Annotated in this window: 28 protein-coding genes; 15 read left to right on the top strand and 13 right to left on the bottom strand. The window is 69.8% G+C overall.

Annotation, left to right across the window (positions count from 1 at the left end):
• The first annotated feature begins 58 nt into the window (after positions 1-58).
• A complete protein-coding gene (locus Q5696_RS15370; protein ID WP_305092169.1) occupies positions 59-1,345 on the top strand; it encodes an NADH:flavin oxidoreductase in 1,287 nt (428 codons plus the stop codon).
• 71 nt (positions 1,346-1,416) lie between these two features.
• Here the strand turns inward: Q5696_RS15370 and Q5696_RS15365 are convergent, their stop codons facing one another.
• The 3 genes from Q5696_RS15365 to aroA form a co-directional block, all read right to left on the bottom strand.
• On the bottom strand, positions 1,417-3,423 hold the full coding sequence (locus Q5696_RS15365; protein ID WP_370654942.1) for a CocE/NonD family hydrolase: 2,007 nt from the start codon (positions 3,421-3,423) through the stop codon (positions 1,417-1,419).
• 85 nt (positions 3,424-3,508) lie between these two features.
• On the bottom strand, positions 3,509-4,558 hold the full coding sequence (rsgA, locus tag Q5696_RS15360; RefSeq protein WP_305092168.1) for a ribosome small subunit-dependent GTPase A: 1,050 nt from the start codon (positions 4,556-4,558) through the stop codon (positions 3,509-3,511).
• On the bottom strand, positions 4,498-5,817 hold the full coding sequence (gene aroA, locus Q5696_RS15355; RefSeq protein WP_305092167.1) for a 3-phosphoshikimate 1-carboxyvinyltransferase: 1,320 nt from the start codon (positions 5,815-5,817) through the stop codon (positions 4,498-4,500). Before aroA ends, rsgA begins: the two co-directional genes overlap by 61 nt.
• Positions 5,818-5,903: 86 nt before the next feature.
• On the opposite strand from aroA, the gene Q5696_RS15350 reads away from it, so the two are divergent.
• Positions 5,904-6,665, top strand: coding sequence for an SOS response-associated peptidase (locus Q5696_RS15350; RefSeq protein WP_305095319.1), 762 nt, complete (start codon positions 5,904-5,906; stop codon positions 6,663-6,665).
• Here the strand turns inward: Q5696_RS15350 and Q5696_RS15345 are convergent.
• Both Q5696_RS15345 and ybaK read right to left on the bottom strand, forming a co-directional pair.
• On the bottom strand, positions 6,652-7,668 hold the full coding sequence (locus Q5696_RS15345) for an LLM class flavin-dependent oxidoreductase (RefSeq protein ID WP_305092166.1): 1,017 nt from the start codon (positions 7,666-7,668) through the stop codon (positions 6,652-6,654). The two genes, Q5696_RS15350 and Q5696_RS15345, sit on opposite strands and share 14 nt — an antisense overlap.
• A gap of 150 nt (positions 7,669-7,818) precedes the next feature.
• The gene (ybaK, locus tag Q5696_RS15340) at positions 7,819-8,313 is read right to left on the bottom strand and encodes a Cys-tRNA(Pro) deacylase (protein ID WP_305092165.1); all 495 of its coding nucleotides are present in this window, start codon (positions 8,311-8,313) and stop codon (positions 7,819-7,821) included.
• Positions 8,314-8,499: 186 nt separating this feature from the next.
• Here ybaK and Q5696_RS15335 point away from each other — a divergent pair, with 186 nt between their 5' ends.
• The gene (locus tag Q5696_RS15335) at positions 8,500-9,141 is read left to right on the top strand and encodes a sigma-70 family RNA polymerase sigma factor (RefSeq protein ID WP_305092164.1); all 642 of its coding nucleotides are present in this window, start codon (positions 8,500-8,502) and stop codon (positions 9,139-9,141) included.
• A complete protein-coding gene (rsrA, locus tag Q5696_RS15330; protein WP_305092163.1) occupies positions 9,138-9,413 on the top strand; it encodes a mycothiol system anti-sigma-R factor in 276 nt (91 codons plus the stop codon). The genes Q5696_RS15335 and rsrA overlap by 4 nt, the downstream gene beginning before the upstream one ends.
• Positions 9,414-9,497: 84 nt before the next feature.
• Here the strand turns inward: rsrA and Q5696_RS21510 are convergent, their stop codons facing one another.
• Positions 9,498-9,572 (bottom strand): 50S ribosomal protein bL37, encoded by a 75-nt coding sequence (locus Q5696_RS21510; RefSeq protein ID WP_095887907.1) that lies wholly within the window; start codon positions 9,570-9,572, stop codon positions 9,498-9,500.
• A gap of 108 nt (positions 9,573-9,680) precedes the next feature.
• Between Q5696_RS21510 and Q5696_RS15325 the strand changes: the two genes are divergently transcribed.
• Positions 9,681-9,896 (top strand): biotin/lipoyl-binding carrier protein, encoded by a 216-nt coding sequence (locus tag Q5696_RS15325; RefSeq protein WP_305092162.1) that lies wholly within the window; start codon positions 9,681-9,683, stop codon positions 9,894-9,896.
• A gap of 28 nt (positions 9,897-9,924) precedes the next feature.
• Positions 9,925-11,442 carry a sensor histidine kinase gene (locus Q5696_RS15320; RefSeq protein ID WP_305092161.1) on the top strand — a complete coding sequence of 506 codons (1,518 nt, stop codon included), beginning with the start codon at positions 9,925-9,927 and terminating at the stop codon, positions 11,440-11,442.
• Between the two features lie 105 nt (positions 11,443-11,547).
• On the opposite strand, the gene Q5696_RS15315 is transcribed toward Q5696_RS15320, so the two are convergent.
• Together Q5696_RS15315 and Q5696_RS15310 are read right to left on the bottom strand one after the other, a co-directional pair.
• Positions 11,548-11,802: a WhiB family transcriptional regulator gene (locus Q5696_RS15315; protein WP_031937408.1), complete on the bottom strand. Its 255-nt coding sequence runs from the start codon at positions 11,800-11,802 to the stop codon at positions 11,548-11,550.
• A gap of 274 nt (positions 11,803-12,076) precedes the next feature.
• Positions 12,077-13,069, bottom strand: a complete 993-nt coding sequence (locus Q5696_RS15310) for a diacylglycerol/lipid kinase family protein (RefSeq protein ID WP_305092160.1) — start codon at positions 13,067-13,069, stop codon at positions 12,077-12,079.
• Between the two features lie 45 nt (positions 13,070-13,114).
• Here Q5696_RS15310 and Q5696_RS15305 point away from each other — a divergent pair, with 45 nt between their 5' ends.
• A complete protein-coding gene (locus tag Q5696_RS15305; RefSeq protein ID WP_305092159.1) occupies positions 13,115-13,543 on the top strand; it encodes a hypothetical protein in 429 nt (142 codons plus the stop codon).
• Positions 13,544-13,559: 16 nt separating this feature from the next.
• Here Q5696_RS15305 and Q5696_RS15300 read toward each other — a convergent pair whose 3' ends face one another.
• Positions 13,560-14,072, bottom strand: a complete 513-nt coding sequence (locus tag Q5696_RS15300) for a GNAT family N-acetyltransferase (RefSeq protein ID WP_305092158.1) — start codon at positions 14,070-14,072, stop codon at positions 13,560-13,562.
• Positions 14,069-14,671, bottom strand: a complete 603-nt coding sequence (locus Q5696_RS15295) for an acid phosphatase (protein WP_305092157.1) — start codon at positions 14,669-14,671, stop codon at positions 14,069-14,071. Before Q5696_RS15295 ends, Q5696_RS15300 begins: the two co-directional genes overlap by 4 nt.
• 66 nt (positions 14,672-14,737) lie before the next feature.
• On the opposite strand from Q5696_RS15295, the gene Q5696_RS15290 reads away from it, so the two are divergent.
• Complete coding sequence (locus tag Q5696_RS15290; protein WP_305092156.1) at positions 14,738-15,532, top strand: ParA family protein; 795 nt, start codon at positions 14,738-14,740, stop codon at positions 15,530-15,532.
• 3 nt (positions 15,533-15,535) lie between these two features.
• Here the strand turns inward: Q5696_RS15290 and Q5696_RS15285 are convergent, their stop codons facing one another.
• Together Q5696_RS15285 and Q5696_RS15280 are read right to left on the bottom strand one after the other, a co-directional pair.
• Complete coding sequence (locus Q5696_RS15285; protein ID WP_305092155.1) at positions 15,536-16,747, bottom strand: Rv3212 family protein; 1,212 nt, start codon at positions 16,745-16,747, stop codon at positions 15,536-15,538.
• Between the two features lie 46 nt (positions 16,748-16,793).
• Positions 16,794-18,383 carry a DEAD/DEAH box helicase gene (locus Q5696_RS15280; protein WP_305092154.1) on the bottom strand — a complete coding sequence of 530 codons (1,590 nt, stop codon included), beginning with the start codon at positions 18,381-18,383 and terminating at the stop codon, positions 16,794-16,796.
• Positions 18,384-18,734: 351 nt separating this feature from the next.
• On the opposite strand from Q5696_RS15280, the gene Q5696_RS15275 reads away from it, so the two are divergent.
• The gene (locus Q5696_RS15275) at positions 18,735-19,415 is read left to right on the top strand and encodes a ferritin-like fold-containing protein (RefSeq protein WP_305092153.1); all 681 of its coding nucleotides are present in this window, start codon (positions 18,735-18,737) and stop codon (positions 19,413-19,415) included.
• Between the two features lie 149 nt (positions 19,416-19,564).
• Positions 19,565-19,798, top strand: a complete 234-nt coding sequence (locus tag Q5696_RS15270; RefSeq protein WP_305095318.1) for a DUF3107 domain-containing protein — start codon at positions 19,565-19,567, stop codon at positions 19,796-19,798.
• Between the two features lie 93 nt (positions 19,799-19,891).
• Here the strand turns inward: Q5696_RS15270 and fasR are convergent, their stop codons facing one another.
• Positions 19,892-20,563: an HTH-type transcriptional activator FasR gene (gene fasR, locus Q5696_RS15265; protein ID WP_305092152.1), complete on the bottom strand. Its 672-nt coding sequence runs from the start codon at positions 20,561-20,563 to the stop codon at positions 19,892-19,894.
• A 263-nt stretch (positions 20,564-20,826) separates the two neighbouring features.
• On the opposite strand from fasR, the gene Q5696_RS15260 reads away from it, so the two are divergent.
• From Q5696_RS15260 to Q5696_RS15240, 5 genes are all read left to right on the top strand, one after another.
• On the top strand, positions 20,827-21,873 hold the full coding sequence (locus tag Q5696_RS15260) for a DUF3152 domain-containing protein (RefSeq protein ID WP_370654802.1): 1,047 nt from the start codon (positions 20,827-20,829) through the stop codon (positions 21,871-21,873).
• Positions 21,874-21,886: 13 nt separating this feature from the next.
• On the top strand, positions 21,887-22,642 hold the full coding sequence (locus Q5696_RS15255) for an HAD family hydrolase (protein WP_305092151.1): 756 nt from the start codon (positions 21,887-21,889) through the stop codon (positions 22,640-22,642).
• A gap of 38 nt (positions 22,643-22,680) precedes the next feature.
• Positions 22,681-23,859 (top strand): adenylyltransferase/sulfurtransferase MoeZ, encoded by a 1,179-nt coding sequence (gene moeZ / locus Q5696_RS15250; RefSeq protein WP_305092150.1) that lies wholly within the window; start codon positions 22,681-22,683, stop codon positions 23,857-23,859.
• A 106-nt stretch (positions 23,860-23,965) separates the two neighbouring features.
• Positions 23,966-24,820, top strand: a complete 855-nt coding sequence (locus tag Q5696_RS15245; RefSeq protein WP_305092149.1) for a TIGR02569 family protein — start codon at positions 23,966-23,968, stop codon at positions 24,818-24,820.
• Between the two features lie 102 nt (positions 24,821-24,922).
• Positions 24,923-25,189, top strand: coding sequence for a DUF1918 domain-containing protein (locus Q5696_RS15240; RefSeq protein ID WP_305092148.1), 267 nt, complete (start codon positions 24,923-24,925; stop codon positions 25,187-25,189).
• Positions 25,190-25,208 lie beyond the last annotated feature (19 nt).

Raw genomic sequence — 25,208 nt, 5'->3', positions numbered from 1 at the left:
TGGGGTAGCCCTCGCGAAGTGTGGTCTCGGCCACATCGGATTCGAGGGAAGGGCGACCATGACCATCGCAGCTGAACACACCGATTCGACACCGGTGACGCCGGATCCGTTCGCCCCGGCGACGTTGGGGCCGGTTCGACTCCGCAACCGCATCATCAAGGCGGCGACCTCCGAGGGGCGTTCCCCCGACGGCCTCGTCACCGACGACCTCGTCGACTTCCATCTCGGCTACGTCCGCGGCGGAGTGGGCATGACCACGGTGGCGTATTGCTGTGTCGCCCCCGAGGGGGCCAGCGCTCCCGGACAGATCCTGATGAGCAGCAAGGCCCTGCCGGGCCTGCGCCGCCTGACCGATGCGGTCCACGACGCGGGTGGTGCCATCGCGGCCCAGCTCGGCCATGCCGGCGTGGTGGCGTCGAAGAAGATCACCGGAGTGACCGCGATGTCGCCGAGTCGCGTGATCAACCCGTCGTCGCTCGAGTACTGCCGGGAGATCACCACATCCGAGATCCGCCGAGTCGTCGACCAGTTCGGAGAGGCCGCGAAGATCGCCGAGGAGGCAGGATTCGATGCCGTCGAACTGCACTTCGGACACCTCTACCTGCCGAGCTCGTTCCTGAGCCCGCTGCTCAACCGCCGCCGGGACGAGTACGGCGGCACCATCGACAACCGCTCCCGGCTGGTCCGGGAGATCGCGCAACGGGTCCGGGAGGTCGTCGGCGACCGGATCGCGGTGACCGCGAAGATCAGCATGGACGACGGCATCCGCGGCAGCATCTGGCTGTCCGAGTCGCTGCGGACCGTGCAACTCCTCGACCGGGACCACAACCTCGACGCGATCGAACTGACCCAGGGCTCGTCGTTCTTCAAGCAGATGTACCTCTTCCGCGGTGACGTTCCCGTCGACGAGTTCGCGGCCGTGATGAAAGAGCCGTTCAAGACCGGTGTCCGGCTGTTCGGCAAGCGCGCGCTGGGCACCTACCCGTACGAGGACCTGTACATGCTCGAATCGGCCCGCCAGTTCGTTCCGGTCGTGGCGAACACACAACTGATCCTGTTGGGCGGCATCAACAACTACGACCACATCGCGACCGGTATGCGCGAGGGCTTCGGCTTCGTCGCCATGGGCCGCGCATTGCTGCGCGAACCGGACCTGGTGAACCGGATCAAGGCCGACCACACGGTTTCCGGGCGCTGCAACCACAACAACAAGTGCATGTACACCGTGTACGGGCGCACGCACTGCGTTCTCGATCCGGACAGCCGACACGGCGCGGCGGGGTCCGCCGAGTCGACCCGGTTCACCGCCGACCGGTCGAAGGAACTCCCGATCACGCCCGCCTGATCCGCAGCGACAGACACCGATGCCCGCCCCGGAAACCGGGGCGGGCATCGGCGCCCGTCGGGCCGGTCAGGTCACCAGCCGGCGGTGCCGACGACCGGAATGTTGACGAAGCTGGGGTCGTCCGGGTCGATCAGCAGCCGCTGCGGCTTCAGCCCGCTGGCCTGCAGGTCCGGCAGCATCGGCAGGTAGCGCGGGAAACTCGCGGCCGCGATGTCGATGCGCAGTCGGTGTCCCGGAGCGATCCTCGCCTCGGTGCCGTTCAATCCGATGTCGAGGACCAGCGGTGCGCCCGGGGTGACGGCCCGTTTCGTGTCGGCGTGCAGGTCGGCGACGGGCACCGTGTACGCACCCGAGGAGTCCTTCTCGCTCTGCTGCTCGTCCAGTGCGCTGCGCGACGACAGCAGGGCCCCGTTGGTGAGGACCGTGGAGCGGCCGTCGGGGGCGACGTCGGTGACGGTCACCGCCCAGAAACCGTCGGCGCCGTCGGTGGTGGTACGCAGATGTGCGGCAATGGATCCGGAGATCTCGGTGGCCTCGGTGACCGGTGCCGTGGTGAACGTCAGGGCCTCGGCCTCGGCGAACCGGGCGTCCTGGGTGCACGCAGACCCGAGGATCGCGCCGAAGCCGGCGGTGCCCTGCGCGGTGTCCCGCGAGCAGGCCGCCCGCAGCCCCGGCGTCACCGACAGGGTGCTCGCCGCCGTCGGTGCGGAGGTGGTGAGCGAGCCGTCGGTCAGGGCGTGCGGCGCCGACCCGGACGGGGCGCCGTCGAGGTACAGGCGCCGGTACTCGGCGCCGGCCCGCGGGAACTGCGACGCGGTGATCCAGTCGCCGCCCTGCTGGTACAGCGTGGCCGGACCGTAGCCGTCGATACCGTTGTCGATGCCCTTGATCCACTTGTCGAACCAGGCGCGCTCGAGCACGTCCAGGCGCGGCGGGTTCCCGGGATCACCTTGTCCCAGGCCGGGATTGAGGTGATACCCGTTGCCCATGAGCAGTTGTTTCCGCCCGGCGGGGAGCTGCAGTCGGTCGAAGATACGGGGTTCGCCGCGGCCGAAGATGTCGTGCCAGCCGCCGGTGACGAACGTGGGCACCTGGATTCGTTCGATGTCGGCGGCCCGGACGTCGTAGAACGCGCCGTCGTTCGCGGCCTCACCGTCACCGCCCAGGACCGCATCGAACATCTGCGGGAACATCACCGCCGGATCGGCCAGGCGGTCGGCGAGCCACTGCGGGTCGACGTCGCCGCGCAGCAGCGAGTCGATCGGCGCGAACTTGAGCGCGTTGACCGCCACCAGCCACGCCGGCATGAAGCCGGCGCCGAAGGCGCCTCCGGTGGCGACGATCTCGCGGGCCAGGTCCTCGGACGGCTCGACCGGGAAGATGGCCTTCAGGCCCTCGGGGCGCTTGTCTGCGGCGTGCAAGCTGTTGATCGCCGAGTAGGAGACGCCGGCCATGCCGAACTCGCCGTTCGACCACGGCTGGGTACGGGCCCAGTCGAACACCTCGACGCTGTCCTGCTGTTCGCGTTCCCCGAGGACGTCCCACACACCCTGCGAGTAGCCGGTGCCGCGGACGTCGACGACCACCTGGACGTAGCCGTTCTGCACGAGATCGCGGTTGACGCCGAACGTGCGCAGCAGGCCGCCGCCGAGCCCGCCGGTCAGTTCGGTGACGCCGTCGAACGGGGTGCCGGACAGGTCGGCCGCCCCGAGCTGGTCGAGTGCCTGCCCGAGGATCGGATCCTGCTCGGCTCCGTCGGCGAGGACGGGGACGAGCCGCGTGTACGGGGTGATGTTGACGATCGTGGGCAGCGCTGCGTCGATCGCGGCGCCGGACGCGTCCGCGGGTCGGAACACGCTGGCCCGCAGCACGACTCCGTCGCTCATGCGGATCGGTACGTCCTGGTCGACGGCCACGCCCGGGTACCGGTCGGGGCCGTCGGTGGTGGCGGTCCAGTCCTGCCCGGCCGCACCGCCGGTCGGGTCGGCGGCCGCGGCCGGTACGCCGGTGGTGGTGCCGACGACCAGTGCGGCGGCCACGGCCAGTGCGGTGCCGGTGCGACGCAGCAGAGTGTGCACGAGATCCTCCCCCGATTCGGTGACGCTGGACACACCCTAGCTGTCGCGACCGGAAAGGCGGTACCGCGGGTAGCGGATACCCGGGTCAGCTCCAGGACTCGTTGGACATGAGCGCCACCAGCAGGCGCCGCACCGCTTCGACGCGTCCCGCGGACTCGCCCTCGAGGCGGTCGAGGGCACATTCGGGGTCGGCCGGCGGGCCCAGATGGGTGCAGCCGCGCGGGCAGTCCTCGGCGGCGGCCGCGAGGTCGGTGAAGGCGTCGACGACATTCTCCGGGGAGATGTGTGCGAGCCCGAACGAGCGGATGCCGGGGGTGTCGACGACCCAGCCGCCGTCGGGCAGCGGCAGCGCCACCGACTGCGTCGACGTGTGCCGGCCCTTGCCGACACCGGAGACCACGCCGGTGGCCCGATCCGCTTCGGGGACGAGACGATTGACCATCGTCGACTTGCCGACACCGGAGTGCCCGATGAGGGCGGTGAGCCGGCCGGTGAGGATCTCGGTGACCGGTTCGATGGGGTCGTCGCGGCCCGCGACGACGACGGGGATGTCGAGGCCGGCGAACGTCGCCGCGAACTCGTCGGGTGTCGCCAGGTCGCTCTTGGTCAGGCACAGGATCGGTTCCAGGCCGCCGACGTACGCGGCGACGAGGGCGCGTTCGACGAACCCGGTGCGCGGTGGGGGATCGGCCAGCGCCACCACGATCAGCAGCTGCTCGGCGTTGGCGACCACGATCCGCTCGAACGGGTCGGTGTCGTCGGCGGTGCGGCGCAGCACCGTCGTGCGGTCGGCGACCCGCACGATCCGGGCGAGGGTGTCCGGCTTGCCGGACAGGTCACCGACGACGCTCACGGTGTCGCCCACGACGATGGGGGTGCGGCCCAGTTCACGGGCCCGCATGGTGACGACGGGCCGGTCCGGGTCGCCGTCGAGGACGACGCCCCAACGGCCGCGGTCCTTCGACACCACCATCGCCTCGGCGGCGTCGGCGTGTTCGGGCCGGTTCTTGGTGCGCGGACGCGACCCCTTGCCCGGACGGATCCGGACGTCGGACTCGTCGTACTGCCGGCGGCTCAGGGTCGTGCCCCCTGCTCGGTGGCCGCGGTCCTCGTCTCGTTCAGCATCGCGGCCCACAGGTTCTCGAAACCGGGCAGGGTCTTGGCGGTGGTGCCGACGTCCTGCACGTCGACGCCGTCGACGGCGAGGCCGAGGATCGCGCCGGCGGTCGCCATCCGGTGGTCGGCGTAGGAGTGCCACTGCCCGCCGTGGAGGGGACGCGGTTCGATGTGCAGACCGTCGTCGGTTTCGGTGACCGCGCCGCCGAGTTTGCCGATCTCGGTGGCGAGCGCGGCGAGCCGGTCGGTCTCGTGGCCGCGCAGGTGTGCGATGCCGCGCAGCACCGACGGGCCGTCCGCGACCGCCGCGAGCGCCGCGACGGTGGGGGTGAGCTCGCCGACGTCGTGCAGGTCGATGTCGATGCCGCGCAACGTCTTCGGCCCGGTCACCGTCAGGACGCCGTCGGCCAGGTCGACGGTCGCGCCCATGTCGGTGAGGATGCCGCGGATCGCGTCGCCCGGCTGGGTGGTGCGCGATGGCCACAGCGGCACCCGCACGGTGCCGCCGGTGACGGCGGCCGCGGCGAGGAACGGGGTCGCGTTCGACAGGTCGGGCTCGATTGCCCAGTCCACGGGGGAAATACTGCCCGGCAACACCTTCCACGTGTCGGCCTCGCCGCTCTCGCCGGGGGTGAGGACCGTGACCCCGGCGTCGCGGAGCATCTCGACGGTCATGTCGATGTGCGGCATCGACGGCAGCGGCCCGCCGAGGTGCCGGACGGTGACCCCGTCGTCGAAGCGGGCCGCGGACAGCAGCAGCCCGGACACGAACTGCGACGATCCGGACGCGTCGACGGTGACGGTGCCGCCGCGCAGCCCGCCGCGGCCGTGGACGGTGAAGGGGAGGGTGTCGCCGTCGATGTCGGCACCGAGTCCGCGCAGCGCCTCGAGGATGGTGCCCATCGGCCGGTGGCGGGCCTGCTCGTCGCCGTCGACGGTGACGGTGCCGGCGGCGAGGGCGGCGAGGGGCGGCAGGAACCGCATCACGGTGCCGGCGAGACCACAGTCGATCGTGCCGCCGTGCAGGGGGGCGGGGGCGATCCGCAAGGTGGTCGGGTCGCCGTCGACCTCGGTGATCGTGGCGCCGAGCGCGCGCAGGCCGTCGATCATGAGGTCGGTGTCGCGGCTGCGCAGCGTCCCGGTGATCGTCGACGGCCCGGACGCGAGCGCCGCCAGTACGAGGGCTCGGTTGGTGATCGACTTCGATCCGGGCAGCGTCACCGACGCGTCGACGGGATGTTCGGCTCGGGGCGCTCTCCACAGGATGTCAGGGCTCACCCGTCCATCTTCTCCTATGCGTGAGCGGGCCGCGGCAACCGTGCCAGCATGGGAGGGGACATCCGGTGCGAAGGGAGCTGGCGGACATGTGCGGCAGGTATGCGACGACGGCCGACCCGGCGGCCCTCGCCGTCGAACTCGACGCGGTGAACGAGACGGGGGAGCCGGTGGAATCGGCGAACTACAACGTGGCGCCGACGACGGGTGTCCTCACCGTGGTCGCCCGCCACGACCACGGCGACGCCGACAGCCCGGTACGGCGCCGGATCCGGCGGATGCGGTGGGGGCTGGTGCCGGCGTACGCGAAGGATCCCGGCAGGAGTGCCCCGTTGTTCAACGCGCGTTCCGAGACGGTGGCCACGAAACCGTCGTTCCGGACGTCGCTGCGGCACAAACGCTGCCTGGTCCCGATGGACGGCTGGTACGAGTGGCAGACCGAGCCGGCCCCCGGGGACACGGCCGGTAGAGCCGTCAAGGTGCCGTACTACATGTCCCGCGGTGACGGGCAGCGGATCTTCATGGCGGGACTGTGGTCGGTGTGGCACGACCCGAAGGCGCCCACCGATCCGCCGCTGCTGTCGACGACGATCCTGACGACCGATTCGGTGGACCAGTTGGCGAACGTGCACGAGCGGATGCCGCTGATCCTGCCGCCCGACCGGTGGGACGCGTGGCTCGACCCGGACAGCCTCGGACACCCGGATCTCATCCGTCCCAGCCTCGAAGCGGTCGCCGCCGTCGAGATCCGACGCGTCTCCCCGAAAGTGAACAGCGTCCGCAACAACGGGCCCGACCTGCTGGCCCCCGACGACGGCGAACGGGCCGGGGAGCAGATCAGTCTGCTGTGACGGTGGGACGGTCACCGAGGCCGGCCACCTCGGCCACCAGTTCGAGGGACCGCATCCAGGCGTTCCGTTCGGAGGCGGACGACACGATCATGAGTTCGTCGGCGCCGGTGCGTTCGGCGAAGGCGGCGAGGTAGTCGTGGACGGTGTCGGGGGTGCCGACGGCGGTGTAGCGCATCATGGCGAGCACCTGGCGGCCGGCGGGCGCCTCGAGGAGCATGTCGATCTCCTCGTCGGTGAAGGTGCGACCGCGGCCCAGGAACCGTTCGACGCGGGTGCGTTCGGTCTGTTCGAGGATCCGGTGTGCTTCGGCGGCGGTATCGGCGGCGATGACGTTGACCGCGGCGATCACGTACGGCTCGGCGAGCTGCGCGGACGGGCGGAAGTCGCGCCGGTAGACGGCGATCGCGTCGTGCAGGGCATCCGGGGCGAAGTGCGAGGCGAACGCGTACGGCAACCCGAGGGCCGCCGCCAGTTGCGCCCCGAACAGTGACGAACCGAGCACGTACAGCGGCACGTGCGTACCCGCACCGGGAATCGCGGCGACCCCGGGAATGCGGGACGCCCCCGCCAGATACCCCTGCAGTTCGAGCACGTCCTGCGGGAACGAGTCGGCGGCACTCGGGTCGCGGCGCAGGGCCCGCATCGTCGGCTGATCGGTGCCCGGCGCCCGGCCCAGACCCAGATCGATGCGCCCCGGATGCAGTTCGGCGAGCGTGCCGAACTGTTCGGCGATCGTGAGCGGTGAATGGTTGGGCAGCATGATCCCGCCCGACCCGAGCCGGATCCGTTCCGTGTGCGCCGCGACGTGCGCGATCAGCACACTCGTCGCCGACGACGCGATCGACGGCATGTTGTGGTGCTCTGCGTACCAGATCCGGTGATATCCCCACCGCTCCGCATTACGCGCCATCTCCACACTCGACCGGAAACTGTCGGCCACCGTCTCACCCGACCCGATGTACGCCAGATCGAGGATGGACAGGGGCAGCGCGAGGCCGGGCATGACGGACACCGTCTTTCGTTCGTCGAATGATCTTCCCGAGAGGCAACAGCGGTACTCGGCTACTGATTCCCCTCAGCCGCCTGAGTCCGATTGCCGGCTCAGCCGCCTGAGTCCGATTGCCGGCTCAGCCGCCTGAGTCCGATTGCCGGCTCAGCCGGCGGTCACGGCGGCGACGATGCCGCCGGTGAGTCGCACCAGGTCCTGCGGCGCCACCTCGATCTCGAGGCCGCGGCGGCCGGCGCTGCACAGCACCCGATCCCATTCCAGGGCGGACGCGTCGATCACCGTCGGCAGCCGTTTGCGTTGCCCGAGCGGGGAGATGCCGCCGAGGACGTAGCCGGTGGAGCGTTCGGCGTCGGCCTGCTCGGCCATGACGGCCTTGCCCGCGCCGACCGCCGCCGCGGCCGCCTTGAGGGACAGTTTCGACGGCACCGGCAGCACCGCGACCGCGAGCTTGCCGGTGTCGGTCTTGATCACGAGGGTCTTGAAGATCTGGGCCGGCTGCACCCCGAGCACCCCGGCCAGCGAGTCGACGGCCTCACCGCCGTACGACGCGGCCCGCGCATCGTGATCGTAGGAGTGGACACGGTGTGCCACCTTCTCCTTGTCGAGCAGTTTCGTCGCGGGTGTCGAGGTTCCGGCCATGACCCGGAACTCTACGAGAGACCGCCCGCCGGGAACACGACGTGCCCGCGCGCTGTTGAACACTGCCGCAGGCCTGTGGTGAAGGGAAGTGGTGGCGTGACGGTGTTGTGTCCCGAACGTGTTCGTCCGGTGGACGAGCCGGTGGCGGCGGTAGCCTTGATCCCTACGGCAAGCGAAGGGATCGGTGTGCGAGGCGACCACGAACCTGGGGAGGACCCCGCAGGCGACAGGCCGGAGACCGACGAGCAGTTGACGGCGCGGTTCGAGCGGGACGCCCTGCCGCTGCTCGATCAGCTGTACGGGGCCGCGCTGCGGATGACCCGGAACCCGGCCGACGCCGAGGATCTGGTGCAGGAGACGTACGTCAAGGCGTATTCGGCGTTCCGGTCCTTCAAGGCGGGCACCAACCTCAAGGCCTGGCTGTACCGGATTCTCACCAACACGTACATCAACTCGTACCGCAAGAAGCAGCGGCAGCCCGCGCAGTATCCGACCGACGAGATCACCGACTGGCAGCTCGCCGCGACAGCCGAGCACACGTCCACCGGTCTGCGGTCGGCCGAGGTCGAGGCGCTCGACGCGCTGCCCGACGAGGACATCAAGGCGGCCCTGCAGGAGCTGCCCGAGGAGTTCCGGATGGCGGTGTACTACGCCGACGTCGAGGGCTTCCCGTACAAGGAGATCGCCGAGATCATGGGCACGCCCATCGGGACGGTCATGTCGCGGCTGCACCGCGGGCGCAAACAGTTGCGCGGCCTGCTCGCGGACGTCGCCAAGGAACGTGGATTCAACCGCGGGGCAACAGCGGAGCAGGAGGTTACCCGGTGACCGGGGAGAACGAATTCGAGCAACTGGACTGCTCGGCGGTGATCGCGGACGTGTGGCTGCTCCTCGACCGGGAATGCGACGAGCATTCACGGGCCCGGATCCAGCATCATCTCGACACGTGCGGGGCGTGCTTCGCGGCGTACGGGATCGAGGAGAAGGTCAAGAGTCTCATCGGTCGCAAATGTGGTGGCGAGCATGCGCCGGACGGGCTGCGGGAACGGCTGTCGATCCAGATCCGGCACACCGTCATCCTCGCCGAAACCGACGACTGACCGGCAACCGGTCGACGGCCCGGAACGCGGACGGGGGCCGGTGAGCGCTGTGCTCACCGGCCCCCGTTTCGTACGTCAGGCGTCTCAGGCGTTGGGACGCTTGCCGTGGTTGGCGGCACTGCCCTTACGACTGCGCTTCTTACGGCCACGCTTACCCATGAGTAGCTCCTTTCGGTGTGTGAACTCGGTTCGTCCCAGTGTTTCACGTGTGGTTGGCTGTGGTTCCATTGGCTGGTCCGCGACCGTCCGCGAAGAGTGAGGTTCCCTGTGGCAGAAGATGTGCGCGCCGAAATGGTTTCGACCGTCTACCAGGTGGTTGTGAACGCCGGTGACGAGGTGAACGAGGGCGACACCCTGGTGATCCTCGAGTCGATGAAGATGGAGATTCCGGTGCTGGCCGAGGCGGCGGGCACGGTCACCACCGTGGACGTGAAGGTCGGCGACGTCATCCAGCAGGGCGACCTGATCGCCGTCATCAGCTGAATTCGAGGCGACGAGCGGAGGCCGGTTCGTGTCGACACTGAGTGATCTGCTCGCCGAGCACACCGACCTCCCCGGCGCCGCGGTCGACCACCTGCAGCAGGTGGTGGGCGAATGGCAGCTCCTCGCGGACCTGTCCTTCGCCGACGTCCTGCTGTGGGTGCCGACCGAGCATCACGACGAGGCGGGAGCCGCCGCATCCGATCCGGTGACCGTCGTGTGCGTCGCCCAGTGTCGTCCGACGACGGCGTCCACGGCCTTCCCTGAGGACGCCGTCGGGACGGTCGTCTCCGAATCCGAGCATCCGCACGTTCTCGAAGCCCTCCTCGAGGGTGAGATCGTCACCGCCGTCGACCCGGCCTGGCGCGACGGCACCCCCCTGCGCCGCGAAGCGGTCCCGGTCCGGCACGAGGGCGCGGTGATCGCCGTCCTGAGCCGCGACACCAACCTGGCGCAGCAGCGGGCCCAGAGCCCTCTCGAGATCGCGTATCTCGACTGCGCCGCCGACCTGTGCCAGATGATCAGCGAGGGCACGTTCCCCAACCCGGAGTCCCGCTCGGACACCAACTCCAGCCCCCGCGCGGGCGATGGTTTCATCCGCCTCGACCCCGACGGGCGCGTCGTCTACGCCAGCCCCAATGCGAAATCCGCGTACCACCGGATGGGCCTCAACACCGACCTGGTGGGCCGGGATCTGGCCTCCACGACCCGCGACCTGATCACCGACACGTTCGAGTCGCAGGAGGTGGCCGACTACATCGCCGGGACCGTCGCCGGCCGGCTCGGCCATCGCATGGAGATCGAGGCACGCGGTGCGACGGTGCTGCTACGGGCCCTCGTCCTGGTGCCGCGCGGGGAGGTCGTCGGTGCCGCCGTCGTCGTCCGGGACGTCACCGAGGTCAAACGCCGGGACCGCGCACTGCTCAGCAAGGACGCCACGATCCGGGAGATCCACCACCGGGTGAAGAACAACCTGCAGACCGTCGCGGCCCTGCTGCGGTTGCAGGCCCGGCGCACCGGCAACGAGGAGGCCCGGCAGGCGTTGTCCGAGTCGGTGCGGCGGGTGACGTCGATCGCGCTCGTCCACGAAACCCTGTCGATGTCGGTGGACGAGGAAGTCGATCTCGACGAGGTGGTGGACCGGCTGGTCCCGATCCTCTCCGACGTCGCCTCGGTGAACATGCCGATCAAGATCCGGCGCGAGGGCAGCCTCGGTGTCTTCGCCGCCGAACGCGCCACCCCGCTGGTGATGGTGCTGACCGAACTGGTCCAGAACTCGATCGAGCATGCCTTCGACCCCGGTGAGGAGGGCGTGGTGTTCCTGCGGGCGGAACGTTCGGCCCGCTGGCTCGACGTCGTCGTCCACGACGACGGGCACGGCCTGCCGGACGGTTTCAGTCTCGAGAAGTCCGATCGGCTGGGACTGCAGATCGTGCGGACCCTCGTCGACGCCGAACTCGGTGGATCGTTGAGTCTGCACCCGTCGACGGGCGGCGGAACCGATGCGATCCTGCGAGTCCCCTTGGGGCGCAGGGCGTCCCGCGTCTGATGTGAATCGTGCACCGGCGCAGTCCGGGACCGAAGCCGTCCGGTACCGACACGACGAGGGCCCGGCACCAACGGTGCCGGGCCCTCGTCGTGTAGTCCGTGGAGACTAGACCGCGGTACGTGCGCGGGTGCGGGCGTTGCGGCGCTTGAGTGCGCGACGCTCGTCCTCGCTCATGCCGCCCCACACGCCGGCGTCCTGGCCGGACTCGAGGGCCCAGGACAGGCACTCGGCCGTCACGGGGCAGCGGTTGCACACGACCTTGGCGTCGGCGATCTGCGCGAGGGCCGGGCCACTGTTTCCCACGGGGAAGAACAGTTCGGGATCCTCGTCGCGGCAGATTGCGTTGTGGCGCCAGTCCATCCTTCTACTCCTTAACAGGGTGCACGCGGCACCGATATGCATTCACAAGTTCAGGGGGCGCTTACTTGCATGTTTCAGCGCGGTTACTTGTGAATGCTTTCACGATCGAGGGAGAAGTCAATAGGTTCCGGCGACAGCGTGGGGAAGCTCACTTGGTTAGGGCATCCTATCCAGAATGGCCGGTCTGTGGTGCTCACCAGCGGTTTCGCGTGGTGAAGGGGGGCGGTTCCTGCGCCGGGACCCGATCTGGTAGCCCTTGACCGCCCGGATCGGCTCAGGAGGCGTCCGGTGCGACGACCGTGAGTGCATCCGGAACTGCGGTGAATGTCACGTCGGAGCGCAGGCCGATATAGTCGCCGTCCAGTTGAAGGCCGATCGGTGTACTCGCGCGGATTCGGATATCGGAAACGTCGTCGAATCGAATCAATGAATGTGATTTAGGTGATAATCCGGTGCTGAGTAGTTGACGTACGACGCGCAAGCTGGCAAAGACACGCGTCGTGCGCATCGCGAACAGGCCCAGCCCGCCGTCGAAGCTCGTCCCCGGGTTCGTGTGCACCTCACGCTTGTTCAGATACGTCCACGGCGTCGAGTTCGACACGAAGGCGTAGTGGACGCCGTCGGCGACGAACGGTTCGGGCTCGCCGCCGTCGAACGGCTCGGGCCGACTGCCGCGCACCTCGACCGTCAGCGTCGGCTCCGCACGCTTGGCACGGAAGAACGCCCGCACCGCGTGCCGCACGTACCGCGCCGGGGTGACGGCCTGCCCGGCGCTGCGCCCGTGATCGACGGCCTCGCACACCTGGGCGTCCAGGCCCATGCCCGCATTGAACGTGAACCAGCGGTTGTCGCAGTGCCCGAGTCCGATCGTGCGCCGCCGCCGCGCCGCCAGCAGATCGATCAGCTGATTGGTCGCATCCACCGGATCGGGCGCGATCCCGAGGGAGCGGGCGAACACGTTCGCCGAACCACCCGGCACCACCGCGACGAGCGGGATCGGCCCGGCCGGCACCGACCGCATCGACACCGGGTGCGGCGCCCCGAGCAGTCCGTTGACGACCTCGTTCACGGTGCCGTCACCGCCGTGCACGATGATCAGCGCGACTCCGTCGGTGCGGGCGCGGGCGGCCAGTTCGGCGGCGTGACCGCGGTGCGTCGTGTGTGTCACCGTCAACCGGACCCGACTCGACAACGCGTGCGCGAGCAGGTCGCGGCCGGCCGGTGTGGTCGACGTCGCATTGGGGTTGACGATCAGCAGGGCGTGCACGGGGGATCAGCTTAACCGGGGCGCCTCGATGTATAGGCTGACCGCGTGTCGAATCAGTCTGCGCCCGTCCCGGTCCCTCGATCCGTCCGCGGGGCCGGTGCACTCGTCACACTCGAGGGCACGGTGGCGATGATCTTCGTGATCGTCCTCGTGGTGCGCGGGCTGGCCGGTGCCGACCAGAGCGTCGTCAGCGGTTACGGCACCGCCGCCTGGTTCGCGATCCTCGGTGGGGCCGTCCTGGCGTCCGGGATCGCCCTGCTCCTCGGCCACCGCTGGGGCCGCACGATCGCGCTGCTCGCGCAGCTGCTGCTACTGCCCGTCACGTGGTACGTCTTCACCTCGCACCAGATGCTGTGGGGCATCCTGCTGGGCATCGTGGTGCTCTCGGCGCTCGTGCTGCTGTTCTCGGCGAGCACGTCCCGGTGGATGGCCGCCGGATACGCCGCACCCGACGCTCCGTCCGAGGACGACTGACCCGGCCCGACCGGGCCTACCGCGGGGCGTGGGAGGCCAACGCGGCCAGCGGAGCTCCACTGAGCCGGTACGTCGTCCACTCGTCCTGCGCGACCGCGCCGAGCGACTCGTAGAAGCCGATCGACGGGGTGTTCCAGTTCAGCACCGACCACGCCAGCCGCGTGTAGCCGTTGTCGACACACTCGGCGGCGAGCGTCGCCAGCAGGGCCTTGCCGTATCCGGCGCCCCGATGCTCGGGCGTCACGTACAGGTCCTCGAGGTAGATGCCGTGGACACCGTCCCAGGTGGAGAAGTTGCGGAACCACACCGCCGTCCCCACCACCTGCGGCCCGTCGGCCGTCGGGACCTCGACGACGTGCGCGAACACGGCCGGCGCCGGCTCGAACAGGGCGGCCGTGATCTGCTCGGGCGTCACCGTGCACTCGTGCCGGGCCTTCTCGTACTCGGCCAGTTCGTAGATCAGGCCGGTGATCGCGGCGACATCGGCCTCGGTGGCGCGGCGGACGACGGCGGACGGTGCGGAAATCACTCGATACCTTTCTCGGGCGTCACGTTGTGCGTGACGATGGTGCGGAAACCGTGCTCGTAACTCAGCACGGTATGCCCGGCCGGGGACAGCACGACACGGCGGCCCTCGGTCACGGGCAGTTCGATCCAGCGGGCGATCAGTGCGCGGGAAAAGTGACCGTGCCCGACGAGGACCACGTCCCGGTCGGGCAGCGCCGCCTCGCACGTCGAGAGCACCATGTCGGCGCGGGACGCGACCGTCTCGTGGGTTTCGCCGCCCGGGCACGGATGCGTCCACACCGTCCAGTCCGGGATCTGCTCACGGATCTCGGGGGTCGTGCGGCCCTCGTAGTCCCCGTAGTTCCATTCGGCCAGCGCGTCCCAGCGTCGATCCCCGGACAGGCCCGCCAAATCCGCGGTGAGGTGGGCCCGTCGGCGCGGACTGGTGAGGACGAGCGGATCGCGCAGTCCCAGTGCGGCGAGCAGGGGGCCGGCAGCCCGGGCCTGTGCGACACCGCGCACCGTCAGGTCGACGTCGGTGACGCCGGTGTGCCGGCCGAGCCGAGCCCACTCCGTTTCGCCGTGTCGGAGCAGGACGAGGCGGCGGTCGGATGTGGTCACTCGATCATCATGCCCGCTGTGGGCAGGCTCTCGCGTTCGGACCGCGAGTACGCAAGGATCGAGGCCGTGACGATGGTGCTGGCTGTAGCGAATCAAAAGGGTGGGGTGGCCAAGACCACGACGGTGGCGTCGCTGGGGGCCGCGCTCGCGGGCCTCGGTCGACGGGTACTCGTGGTGGACCTCGATCCGCAAGGATGTCTGACGTTCTCGTTGGGGCACAACCCCGACCGGCTCGAGCGGTCGGTGCACGACGTGCTCGTCGGCGACATCCCGGCGAAGGAGGTCCTGCTCGACACCGGCGACGGGGTGTCCCTGCTGCCCGCGACGATCGATCTGGCCGGCGCCGAGGCACTGCTGCTGATGCGGCCGGGCCGCGAATTCGCACTGAAGCGGGCGCTCGCACCGCTGCTGGACCTGTTCGACGTCGTCGTGATCGACTGCCCGCCGTCGCTGGGGGTGCTCACCCTCAACGGGTTGACCGCGGCGCAGCAGGTGCTGGTGCCGTTGCAGTGCGAGACGCTCGCGCACCGCGGTGTCGGGCAGTTGTTGCGGACGGTGTCCGAGGTGCAGCAGATCACCAACCCCGACCTGGTCCTGCTGGGTGCGCTGCCCACGCTGTACGACGCCCGGACCACTCACAGCCGCGACGTCCTCGCCGACGTCTCCGACCGCTACGCCATGCCGGTGCTGGCCCCGCCGATCCCGCGCACCGTGCGGTTCGCGGAGGCGTCGGCGTCCGGGGCGACGGTCCTGTCGGGTCGCAAGAACAAGGGCGCCGACGCGTATCGCGAACTGGCGCAGAGCCTTTCGGCCCACTGGTTCGACGGGGCCGCACTGGTCACGTTCGAGTCGGTCCCGTAGCGGTCAGCGCAGGGCGACGACCTCGTCGCCGCGCTGCTCGAGGACGACGTCACCGAGAACGGACATCGTGATCGGGCCGGACACGTCGTCCCGGTCGATCGGGATGCGCCGATTCTCGGTGCCGGTCCTCGGGTCGACGACAGCCGTGCCGTCGGGCATCGGGACCAGCAGGGCGCCGGCCATGATCGTGCCGGGGCCGAGTGCGCCGGCCGCCGCCGTCCAGCGCGGCGCGAGTTCACTGGTGGACAGTGCGATCAGCTCGCTGCCGGTCCACCACGTGAACACCGCACCGTTGCGGGCCGCGGTCGCGTTCTCGGAGACCGGTCCCGGCACCGGGTGGGACGCGATCTCGTTCGCGCTGCCGTCGAAGATCGCGAGCCGCTGCTCCGAGACGGGACCGGCCGGCACGTACACCGCGGTCCGGTCGCCGGACGCTGCGACGATGCGGGCGCCCGGCGTGTTGGCGGCACCGACGAGGCTGGTGCCGAACTCGTGGGGTTCCTGATTGTCGGACGGGGCGATGTCGAGGACACTGAGCCGGTCCCCGGCCTCACCGGGACAGTGCATCAGTACCGACAGCCGGGTCCCGCCGGCCGCCGCGGACATCAGCTCGCAGCCGGGATGCGGCTGCTTGTGCGGGTTGATCGGGGCGTCGACCCGGCCCAACTCGAGGGTGCGGACCAGATCCGACCGCCACGATTCGAGCCGCTCCGGGCCGCGGGAGACGATGTAGGTGCCGTCGTAGGACAGGGTCACGTCGTCGTCGGCGTCACTGGACCGCTGCGCCTCCCGGGCACCGCTCGCGCCGTCGAGCTGGGTGACCTGACTGCAGCCGCGCTGGTCCCGGTACACCGCGACGACGCTGTTCCAGGCGCCGATGGTCCCGCACAGCGGCATGTCCCGCTGGTATCGCCACAGTTCGTCGCCGGTGAGCCGGTCCCGTCCGGTGACGGTGCCGTCGTCGGCGGTGGCGACCGCGCCGTCCGCGGCGATCGGGGCGGAGGACGCGCCGCTGGTGGCACGCCAGATCTCGCTCAGCGTCTCCGGTGGGGTGAGTACCGGAAGTGCTTCCGAGGCAGGGGTGCTCGCAGTGATCGACGTGGTTCCCCGGGCGTCGCTGCGCAGCCAGAGAACGGTCGTGGCGACCGCCACGACGATCGCGATCGTCGCGGCGGCCGCCACGTCCAGACGGGTACGACGCTCGGGTGCCGGCACAGGGGCGAGGGTACCCGGCGTCGATCCGGAAGGGTTCTGCTCCGAGTTACTCGGAGGCTGCGGACACGCTCGCCGACTCGGTGGCCGCGGCCTCCGCACCGGCGCCCGAACGACGGCGACGACGACGGCGACGCGGGGCCGCCGGCTGGTCGCCGGTCGCGGAATCCGCTGCGGGACCGCCGGTGGGCGCGGTCTCGGTGGCGGTGGCAGTGGTGTTCTCGGTGGTCTTGCCGCCGCGGGTACGCCGGCGGGTGCGGGTGCGGGCCGGCTTGTCTCCGTCGGCCTTCGCGCCACTCTTCTCGGCGGACTCCTTCGCGGGACGCTCGGCGCGCGGCTTGCGGACCGTGCCCTTCGCGTCGGCGGGGATGCCGAGCTCCTCGAACAGGTGCGGCGAGCTCGAGTAGGTTTCCACCGGCTCGGCGACCCCGAGCTCGAGGGCCTTGTCGATGAGCTGCCAGCGCGGCACGTCGTCCCAGTCGACGAGGGTGACAGCGGTGCCGGTGCGGCCCGCGCGACCGGTGCGGCCGATACGGTGCACGTAGGTCTTCTCGTCCTCGGGACACTGGTAGTTGATGACGTGGGTGACGTCGTCGATGTCGATGCCGCGGGCCGCGACGTCGGTGGCGACGAGGACGTCGACGGTGCCCTTGCGGAACGCCTCGAGGGACTTCTCGCGGGCGACCTGACCGAGGTCGCCGTGCACGGCGCCGACCTTGAAGCCGCGCTCGTTCAGGTCGTCGGCGACCTTCTGCGCGGTGCGCTTGGTGCGGGTGAAGATCATCGTCGCGCCGCGGCCCTCGGCCTGTAGGATCCGCGCGACCATCTCGGCCTTGTCGAGGGCGTGGGCGCGGTAGATGTGCTGGCTGGTGCGCTCGTGCACGGCCGACGACTCCGGCTCCTCGGCACGGATGTGCGTCGGCTGGGTCAGGAACGTGCGGGCCAGGGTGATGATCGGGCCGGGCATCGTGGCCGAGAACAGCATCGTCTGACGCTTGTCCGGGACCATGCCGAGAATGCGCTCGATGTCGGGCAGGAAGCCGAGGTCGAGCATCTCGTCGGCCTCGTCGAGGACCAGGACGCCGATCTTGCCGAGGATCAGGTGACCCTGGTTGGCGAGGTCGAGCAGACGGCCCGGGGTGCCGACGACGACGTCGACGCCCTTGCGGAGCGCATCGATCTGCTGCTCGTAGGGGCGGCCGCCGTAGATCGAGAGGACCTGGAGTTTGCGGTCGCCGGCCTGCAGGAACTTCGACGCGTTCTCGAGGTCCTGGGTGACCTGGATGCACAGCTCGCGGGTCGGGACGATCACGAGGGCACGCGGGGTGCCGTCGAGCGGCGTCGTACCCGAATTCGCGGTGGACACGCGGTGCAGCAGCGGAATGCCGAAGCCGAACGTCTTGCCCATGCCGGTGCGCGCCTGACCGATGAGGTCGTCGCCGGCGAGTGCCAGCGGGAGCGTCAGCTCCTGGATCGCGAAGGTGCGTTCGATACCGATCTCGGCGAGGGCCCGGACGATCTCGTCGCGGACGCCGAGCTCGGCGAAGGAGGGGGCGGTGTGCACCGCGGGGGTGGTGTCGGGGGTGATGTCGATCGTGCTCTCGCTCAGGGGACTGGCCTTCCTCGTATCGGCACGCACGCACGAGGTAAGGGGCCTGGCCGTAAGTCGGCCGATGTCGGTGCCCTCTTGCGTCGGTGCCACCGGGCCGGATGTCGGCCACTGCTTCAGCACGGAAACCGGTGTCGATTTCGGCGAGCAACGGTGGGCGTCGTCGATCAGGTGCGCGCACATTGTCGTCGGGAGGCCGGACCCGGTTCGTCTCGAACGACGTGCCCGAATGACGTGGTGGCCGGGTGCGAAGTAATGGTCTCCCGCCGCAATTGTAGCGGTCGGGGTGTTCGAACCCGACAGGGCAATGGCGTATGTCACGTTTCTCGCCGATCACCGCTGAGCCCGACGACCGCGGTGGCCGGGTCTAGGCTGGCCCGCATGGGAGCCGAAACCTCGTTGTCGTCCGTGCCGACCATCGCAGCCGACCATCCCGGTGTCGCCGAACTGTTCGCGGTCCTCGCCTACGGTGAGATCTCCGCGTTCTACCGGCTGGCCGACGATGCCCGGATGGCCCCCACACTGCAGGGCCGGGTCGCGCTCGCGAGCATGGCCGCCGCCGAGATGGCGCATTTCGACGTGCTGCGGTCGGCGTTGACCGACCGGGGCATCGACGTCTATCCGGCGATGGAACCGTACGTGCGGGCCCTCGACGACTACCACGCGTCCACCGACCCGTCGACGTGGCTCGAGGCGCTCGTGAAGGCGTACGTCGGTGACGGTATCGCCGCGGACTTCTACCGGGAGATCGCACACTCGCTGCCCGCCGAGGTCGGGGGGATCGTCAGCGACGTGCTCGCGCAGGTCGGGCACTCGGAGTTCGTGGTCCACGAGGTGCACTCGGTCGTGACCGGCAGCAAGACGGAGAAGGATCGGCTCATGCTGTGGGGCCGGCGCCTGCTCGGGGAGGCGATCACGCAGGCCCAGTTCGTGCTCGCGCGGCGCGAGGATCTCACCGATCTGGTGATGGCCGCGACCGGCAGCCTCAACGGCGTCGCCGCGCTGTTCGACAACATGCAGGCCAAGCATGCCGAGCGGATGGCGGTCCTGGGCCTGGTCTGACGACCCCCGACGGACTTCCGGCGTCTCTCCGGCGGCCCCGGTTCGGCACTGTTCGCTCTCGGCGCAGTGTCACGGCGGGCCTGCCACGGTGGGGCTGCATTAATCTGGCCGGGACAGCTGGAAGCGCTCGGAGAGTTCGGAGGTTGACCGTGGAGGTCAAGATCGGTGTAACTGACAGCCCGCGTGAGCTCGTCGTCGTCAGCGCGCAGTCGGCCGACGAGGTCGAGGCGCTCGTGACGAACGCACTCGGTGGTGCGGAGGGTGTGCTCTCGCTCGTCGACGAGAAGGGGCGCAAGTTCCTCGTCCAGTCGAGCCGGATCACCTACGTGGAGATCGGCCCGGCGGACGGCCGGAAGGTCGGGTTCGCTCCCACGACGAGCTAGTTCCGAGACGACAGAAGGGGCGTGTGGTCCGGGGATTCCGGGCCACACGCCCCTTCTGCGTGAGGGGTGTGTGCGTGGTCGGCGAGTGGTCGCCTAGCTGAGGTCGCCGTGCATCGGCACGTGCGACAGGCCGCCCCAGGCGAGCGCGACGGTGGTGTCGACGGCCTCTTCCTTGGGGATGGGGCGGGCGGCCTCGAGCCAGTAGCGGGCGGTGAACTGGCTGGTGCCGACGAGTCCGACCGCAAGGATGCGGGCCCGGTACGGGTCGAGACCCGAATCGTGGGCGACCAGGTCGAACACGGCGTCGACGCATGCCTCGGTGGCCTGCTCGACCCGCTGCTGCACCTGCGGCTCACCCATGAGGTCGGATTCGAAGACGAGCCGGAAGCCCTGGGTGTCGTTGTCGACGAAGTCGAAGAACGCCTGTACCGCGGCCCGGACGCGCTGCTTGTTGTCGGTCGTGGACCGCAGCGCCTGCCGGACTCCCGAGATGAGGCTGTCGACGTAGCTCTGCAGCACCGCGACGTACAACTCGAGTTTGCCGGGGAAGTGCTGGTACAGCACAGGTTTGCTCACGCCGGCGCACTCGGCGATCTCGTCCATTCCGGCCGCGTGGTACCCGCGGCTGACGAAGACCTCGCTGGCTGCCGCGAGCAACTGAAGGCGTCGCGCATCCCGGGGTAGTCGGGTGCTGCGGCGGGCGCCCTGACCGTTTGCGGTCGTGGCGGCGCGACCGGAGTGTGTCCGGTCGGCGAGTTCAGTCATGTCGCTCCCAATCTGCACAAGAGCCTCGGTCGATTCGATGCCCGACTTGAGTCGAACCTCTCGGGGCAAGGTAAATCATGTGCACGATACCCGGAAGGTTTCCGCTCGTAACCGGTGAACTCCCGGAGAACTTGCCCGGTTCTCCGGTCGATCTTCCGGGTCCCCACATCGAGCATCCCACTCCGGGCCGACGTGTGCGAGGCCGGTCACGCGTTCACCTGCGGCAGGTGAAGGGGGGACCGGGACTGTGAGATTCTGGCGGGGTGACTGACCGAGGAGGACCACGACTGCGGGGCCCGGCCCCCGAGACGTCCGACGCCGAGCGGGTGCCGGATCCGCACGAGCCGCTGCGGGCACTGTGGGATCCGACGCGTCGCAACATCGGTCGTCCCCGGACGCCCCGCCCCGAACGGGACGCCCGGAAGCAGAGCCGGCTCGGCCGTTTCGTCACCATGTACGGGTGGCGGGCGTACGCCGTTCCGATCCTGCTGGTCGTGACGGTGCTGGTGCTGGTCGACGCCGTCCGCGGTGGCGGCGACACCGCGGACGAGAACCTCGGGAATCCGGGGTTCGGGGAACTGAGCCATTCGGACAGCACGAACATCGTGGGGGTGCCGCCGGTCGCCGACGGCAACTTCGCGGACACCGTTCCGTCCGGTGCGCTGCCCGACGGTGGCCAGTACGTGGAGGCCGGCGCAAAGACGTGGCACGTCGTACCGGGTGCGACCGGCCAGGTGGGGCAGGGCACGGAGCGGGTGTTCACGTATTCGGTGGAGGTCGAGGACGGTATCGACACCGCGGGGTTCGGTGGTGACGAGTCGTTCGGCCGGATGATCGACCAGACGCTCGCCAACCCGAAGGGGTGGACGAAGGATCCCCGGTTCGCATTCCGCCGGGTCGACGCGGGTGACCCGATGCTCGCCGGGGACGGCCCGGACTTCCGGATCTCGCTGACGTCGCCGATGACGATCCGGGAGGCGTGCGGCTACGACATCCAGTTGGAGGTGTCCTGCTACAACCCGGGTATCGACCGGGTGGTGCTCAACGAGGCCCGCTGGGTGCGTGGCGCGATCGCCTACCAGGGCGACATCGGCTCGTACCGGCAGTACCAGATCAACCACGAGGTGGGGCACGCGATCGGGTACGAGACGCATCAGCCGTGCGAGGTGGACGGCGGTCTGGCGCCGGTGATGATGCAGCAGACGTTCGGCACCGCGAACAACGACATCGCGATGCTCGACCCGGAGGGTGTGGTCCCGATGGACGGCAAGGTGTGCCGGTTCAATCCGTGGCCGTACCCGCGGGGCTGACAGGAGGCCGGCCGTGACCGTTGCGCCCACGGCGTCGATCGGGGGCGTCGGATGCTCGGGTTTCCTGTTCGACCTGGACGGTGTCGTCACCGATACCGCCCGGGTCCACGAGCGGGCGTGGACACGCCTGTTCGACGATGTCCTCGCCGACCGTGGCAGGGGGGAGCCGCCGTTCACGTCCGACGACTATCTCCGGTACGTCGACGGGCGTCCCCGCGTCGACGGGGTGGCGTCGTTCCTGGCGTCCCGGTCGATCGACCTGCCCCACGGTGACCCGTCGGATCCGCCGACGGCGGACACGGTGTGCGGGTTGGCCGCCCGCAAGGACGCCCTGTTCCGCCGTGAGCTCGAGGCGCACGGTGTCGTCGTGTTCGACGGCACCGTCACGCTGATCCGGCGGCTGCGGGAAGCGGGCACGGCGGTGGCGCTGGTGACCGCGAGCCGCAACGCGACCCGGGTCCTGGACGCGGCGGGGCTGACGGACCTGTTCGATGCGCGGGTCGACGGCGTCGACGTCGACCGGCTGTCCCTGCCCGGGAAACCGGCACCCGACACGTATCTCGAGGCCGCGCGCCGGCTGGGGCTGGCAGCGGGGGAGTGCGTCGTGCTCGAGGACGCCCTCGCCGGGGTGCAGGCGGGCCGACGGGGCGGGTTCGGGCTGGTCGTCGGTGTCGACCGCACGCATCACGCGGATGCGCTGCGGGCGGCGGGCGCCGACGTGGTGGTCTCGGACCTGCGCGACCTCGAGGTGGAGTTCGGCAGCGCCTAGGCTGGATGCGAGCTTTCCGGTCGAGGTCAGGAGCGTGTGTGTCCGCGAAGAATCCGCTTCCGGCGCTGGTGGAGCCGGCGTCCGAACTGAGTCGTGACGAGGTGGCCCGCTACAGCCGGCACCTGATCGTTCCGGACGTCGGCACGGTCGGGCAGCGTCGACTCAAGAATGCCCGGGTGCTGGTGATCGGTGCGGGCGGTCTGGGCGCGCCGACGCTGCTGTACCTGGCGGCGGCCGGTGTCGGCACGATCGGCATCGTCGACTTCGACGTCGTCGACGAGTCGAACCTGCAGCGTCAGGTCATCCACGGCACCGCCGACGTCGGACGGTCCAAGGCTCGGAGTGCGCGGGACTCCGTCCGCGAGATCAATCCGTACGTCGACGTCCGCCTGCACGAGTTCCGGCTGGAGGCGGCCAACGCGGTGGCGTTGTTCGAGCAGTACGACCTGATCCTCGACGGCGCCGACAATTTCGCGACCCGCTACCTCGTCAACGATGCCGCCGTCCTGGCCGGCCGGCCGTACGTGTGGGGATCGATCTACCGCTTCCAGGGGCAGGTGTCGGTGTTCTGGGACGCCGCCCCCGGCGATCGTTCGATCACGCTGCGCGACCTGTACCCGGAGGCGCCGCCGCCGGGCGCCGTCCCGTCGTGCGCCGAGGGCGGCGTCCTCGGGGTGCTGCCCGGTACCGTCGGCTCGATCATGGCGACCGAGGCGATCAAGCTGATCACCGGCATCGGGGAGCCGCTGCTGGGCAGCCTGATGGTCTACGACGCGCTCGCGATGAGCTGCCGCAAGGTCCGGCTCAGCCGGGACCCCGACCGGGTGCCGGTCACCGAACTGATCGACTACGACGCGTTCTGCGGCGTCGTACCCGAGACCGACGTCCAGGCCGACGGGACGATCACGCCGTCCGAGCTGCGGGAACTGATCGAGTCCGGCGCCGACATCGCGATCGTCGACGTCCGCGAACCGGTGGAGTGGGACATCGTGCACCTGCCGGGGGCGACGCTGATCCCCAAGGACCGGATCCTGTCCGGGGACGCGCTCGCGGAGCTGCCCCAGGACAAGCGGATCGTGCTGCACTGCAAGACCGGGATCCGGTCGGCGGAGGCCCTCGCCGCGGTCCGGCGGGCCGGGTTCGCCGACGCCGTGCACCTGCAGGGCGGGGTGATCGCGTGGGCACATCAGGTGGATCCGTCGCTGCCGGTGTACTGACCGCGGCGCACCGGCCCGCGCAGCCCTGGTCACAGCCTGGTCACGCTGTCGGGTTCGCCGGGGTGCCTCACCGGAACCGACCGCTCGCGACGGTAGCCTGACCGCCGTGAGCTCAGCACAACCACCCCAGCACGTCTGTTCCACTTTCGGTCTCCGCGAGGTCGAGCCGGTCGCGTTGGGGTCGGATTGGGAAGGCGGCTGGCGTCTCGGCGACGTCGTACTGACCCCGGTCGCCGACCACGCACGGGCCGCCTGGTCGGCGAAGGTCCGGGAAACCCTCGCGGTGGACGCGGTGCGGCTGGCCCGCCCGGTACGCGCCACCGACGGCCGCTACGTCGTCTCAGGGTGGCGGGCCGACACGTTCCTCACCGGCACCCCCGAACCCCGTCACGACGAGGTCGTGTCGCTGTCGCTGCGTCTGCACGCCGCGACCGCGCAACTCGAACGCCCCCGGTTCCTGGCGCAGCCGCCGGTTGCACCGTGGGCCGACGTGGACGTGTTCGTCGCCGCCGACCGGGCCGCGTGGGAGACGGTGCCGCTGCGCACCGCCCGCGCCGCCGGTGCACTCGAGGACCTGTCCGCCGACGCGAAGCGCAGCGTCGAACTGATCGGGCAGCTGGCGTCGCTGCGCAGGCCGGTGCAGACCCCCGATCAGCTCGTCCACGGCGACCTGTTCGGCACGGTCCTGTTCACCGGCAGTACGGCCCCCGGGGTTACCGACATCACCCCGTACTGGCGTCCGGCGGCGTGGGCGGCCGGAGTCGTCGTCGTCGACGCCCTGTCGTGGGGCGGCGCCGACGAGGGCCTGATCGGACGGTGGGAGGACCTGCCGGAGTGGCCGCAGATGTTGTTGCGGGCCTTGCTGTTCCGGCTGTCGGTGCACACGCTGCATCCGCGGTCCACACCCGAGGCGCTGCCCGGGCTGATCCGTACCGCCGAGATGATCCGGCTGATCCTCTGATCGGAGTCGGAGCGGATCGGCCACTGTTGACCGTGCACCTGTGTCGGTGATACTGGATTCGTGGTTCGACCGGCACCAACGAACTCGATCGAGGAGGGCGTCATGAACGCCGAACCGGGAGACTGGCTCATCGTCAAGGGAACGACCGTCGGGGCACCCGACGAGGTCGGGCAGATCCGCGACGTGCGCGGAGCCGAAGGTGGGCCGCCGTACCTGGTCGTATGGCTGCACGACGAGCACGAGGCGCTGGTGTTCCCCGGACCCGACGCCCACGTCGTGACGGCCGCCGACATGGTGGAACTGGACACTCAGGAGAGCAAGCGGATCGCCGAACTCCAGGAGGCGCTCGAGCACCACCACCGATCCTGACCCGGCCTGTGGTCGAGGT

Source organism: Prescottella sp. R16 (genome assembly GCF_030656875.1).
GTDB lineage: Bacteria > Actinomycetota > Actinomycetes > Mycobacteriales > Mycobacteriaceae > Prescottella.
The sequence above is the reverse complement of the archived record's forward strand: the minus strand, read 5'-3'. Positions and strand labels throughout refer to the sequence as shown.

Coding starts and splice junctions, on each gene's coding strand:
- Q5696_RS15370 (WP_305092169.1), top strand. CDS start 59: ATGACCATCGCAGCTGAACACACCGATTCGACACCGGTGACGCCGGAT.
- Q5696_RS15350 (WP_305095319.1), top strand. CDS start 5,904: ATGTGCGGCAGGTATGCGACGACGGCCGACCCGGCGGCCCTCGCCGTC.
- Q5696_RS15345 (WP_305092166.1), bottom strand. CDS start 7,668: ATGCCCGGCCTCGCGCTGCCCCTGTCCATCCTCGATCTGGCGTACATC.
- ybaK (WP_305092165.1), bottom strand. CDS start 8,313: ATGGCCGGAACCTCGACACCCGCGACGAAACTGCTCGACAAGGAGAAG.
- Q5696_RS15315 (WP_031937408.1), bottom strand. CDS start 11,802: ATGGACTGGCGCCACAACGCAATCTGCCGCGACGAGGATCCCGAACTG.
- Q5696_RS15275 (WP_305092153.1), top strand. CDS start 18,735: ATGGGAGCCGAAACCTCGTTGTCGTCCGTGCCGACCATCGCAGCCGAC.
- fasR (WP_305092152.1), bottom strand. CDS start 20,563: ATGACTGAACTCGCCGACCGGACACACTCCGGTCGCGCCGCCACGACC.
- Q5696_RS15240 (WP_305092148.1), top strand. CDS start 24,923: ATGAACGCCGAACCGGGAGACTGGCTCATCGTCAAGGGAACGACCGTC.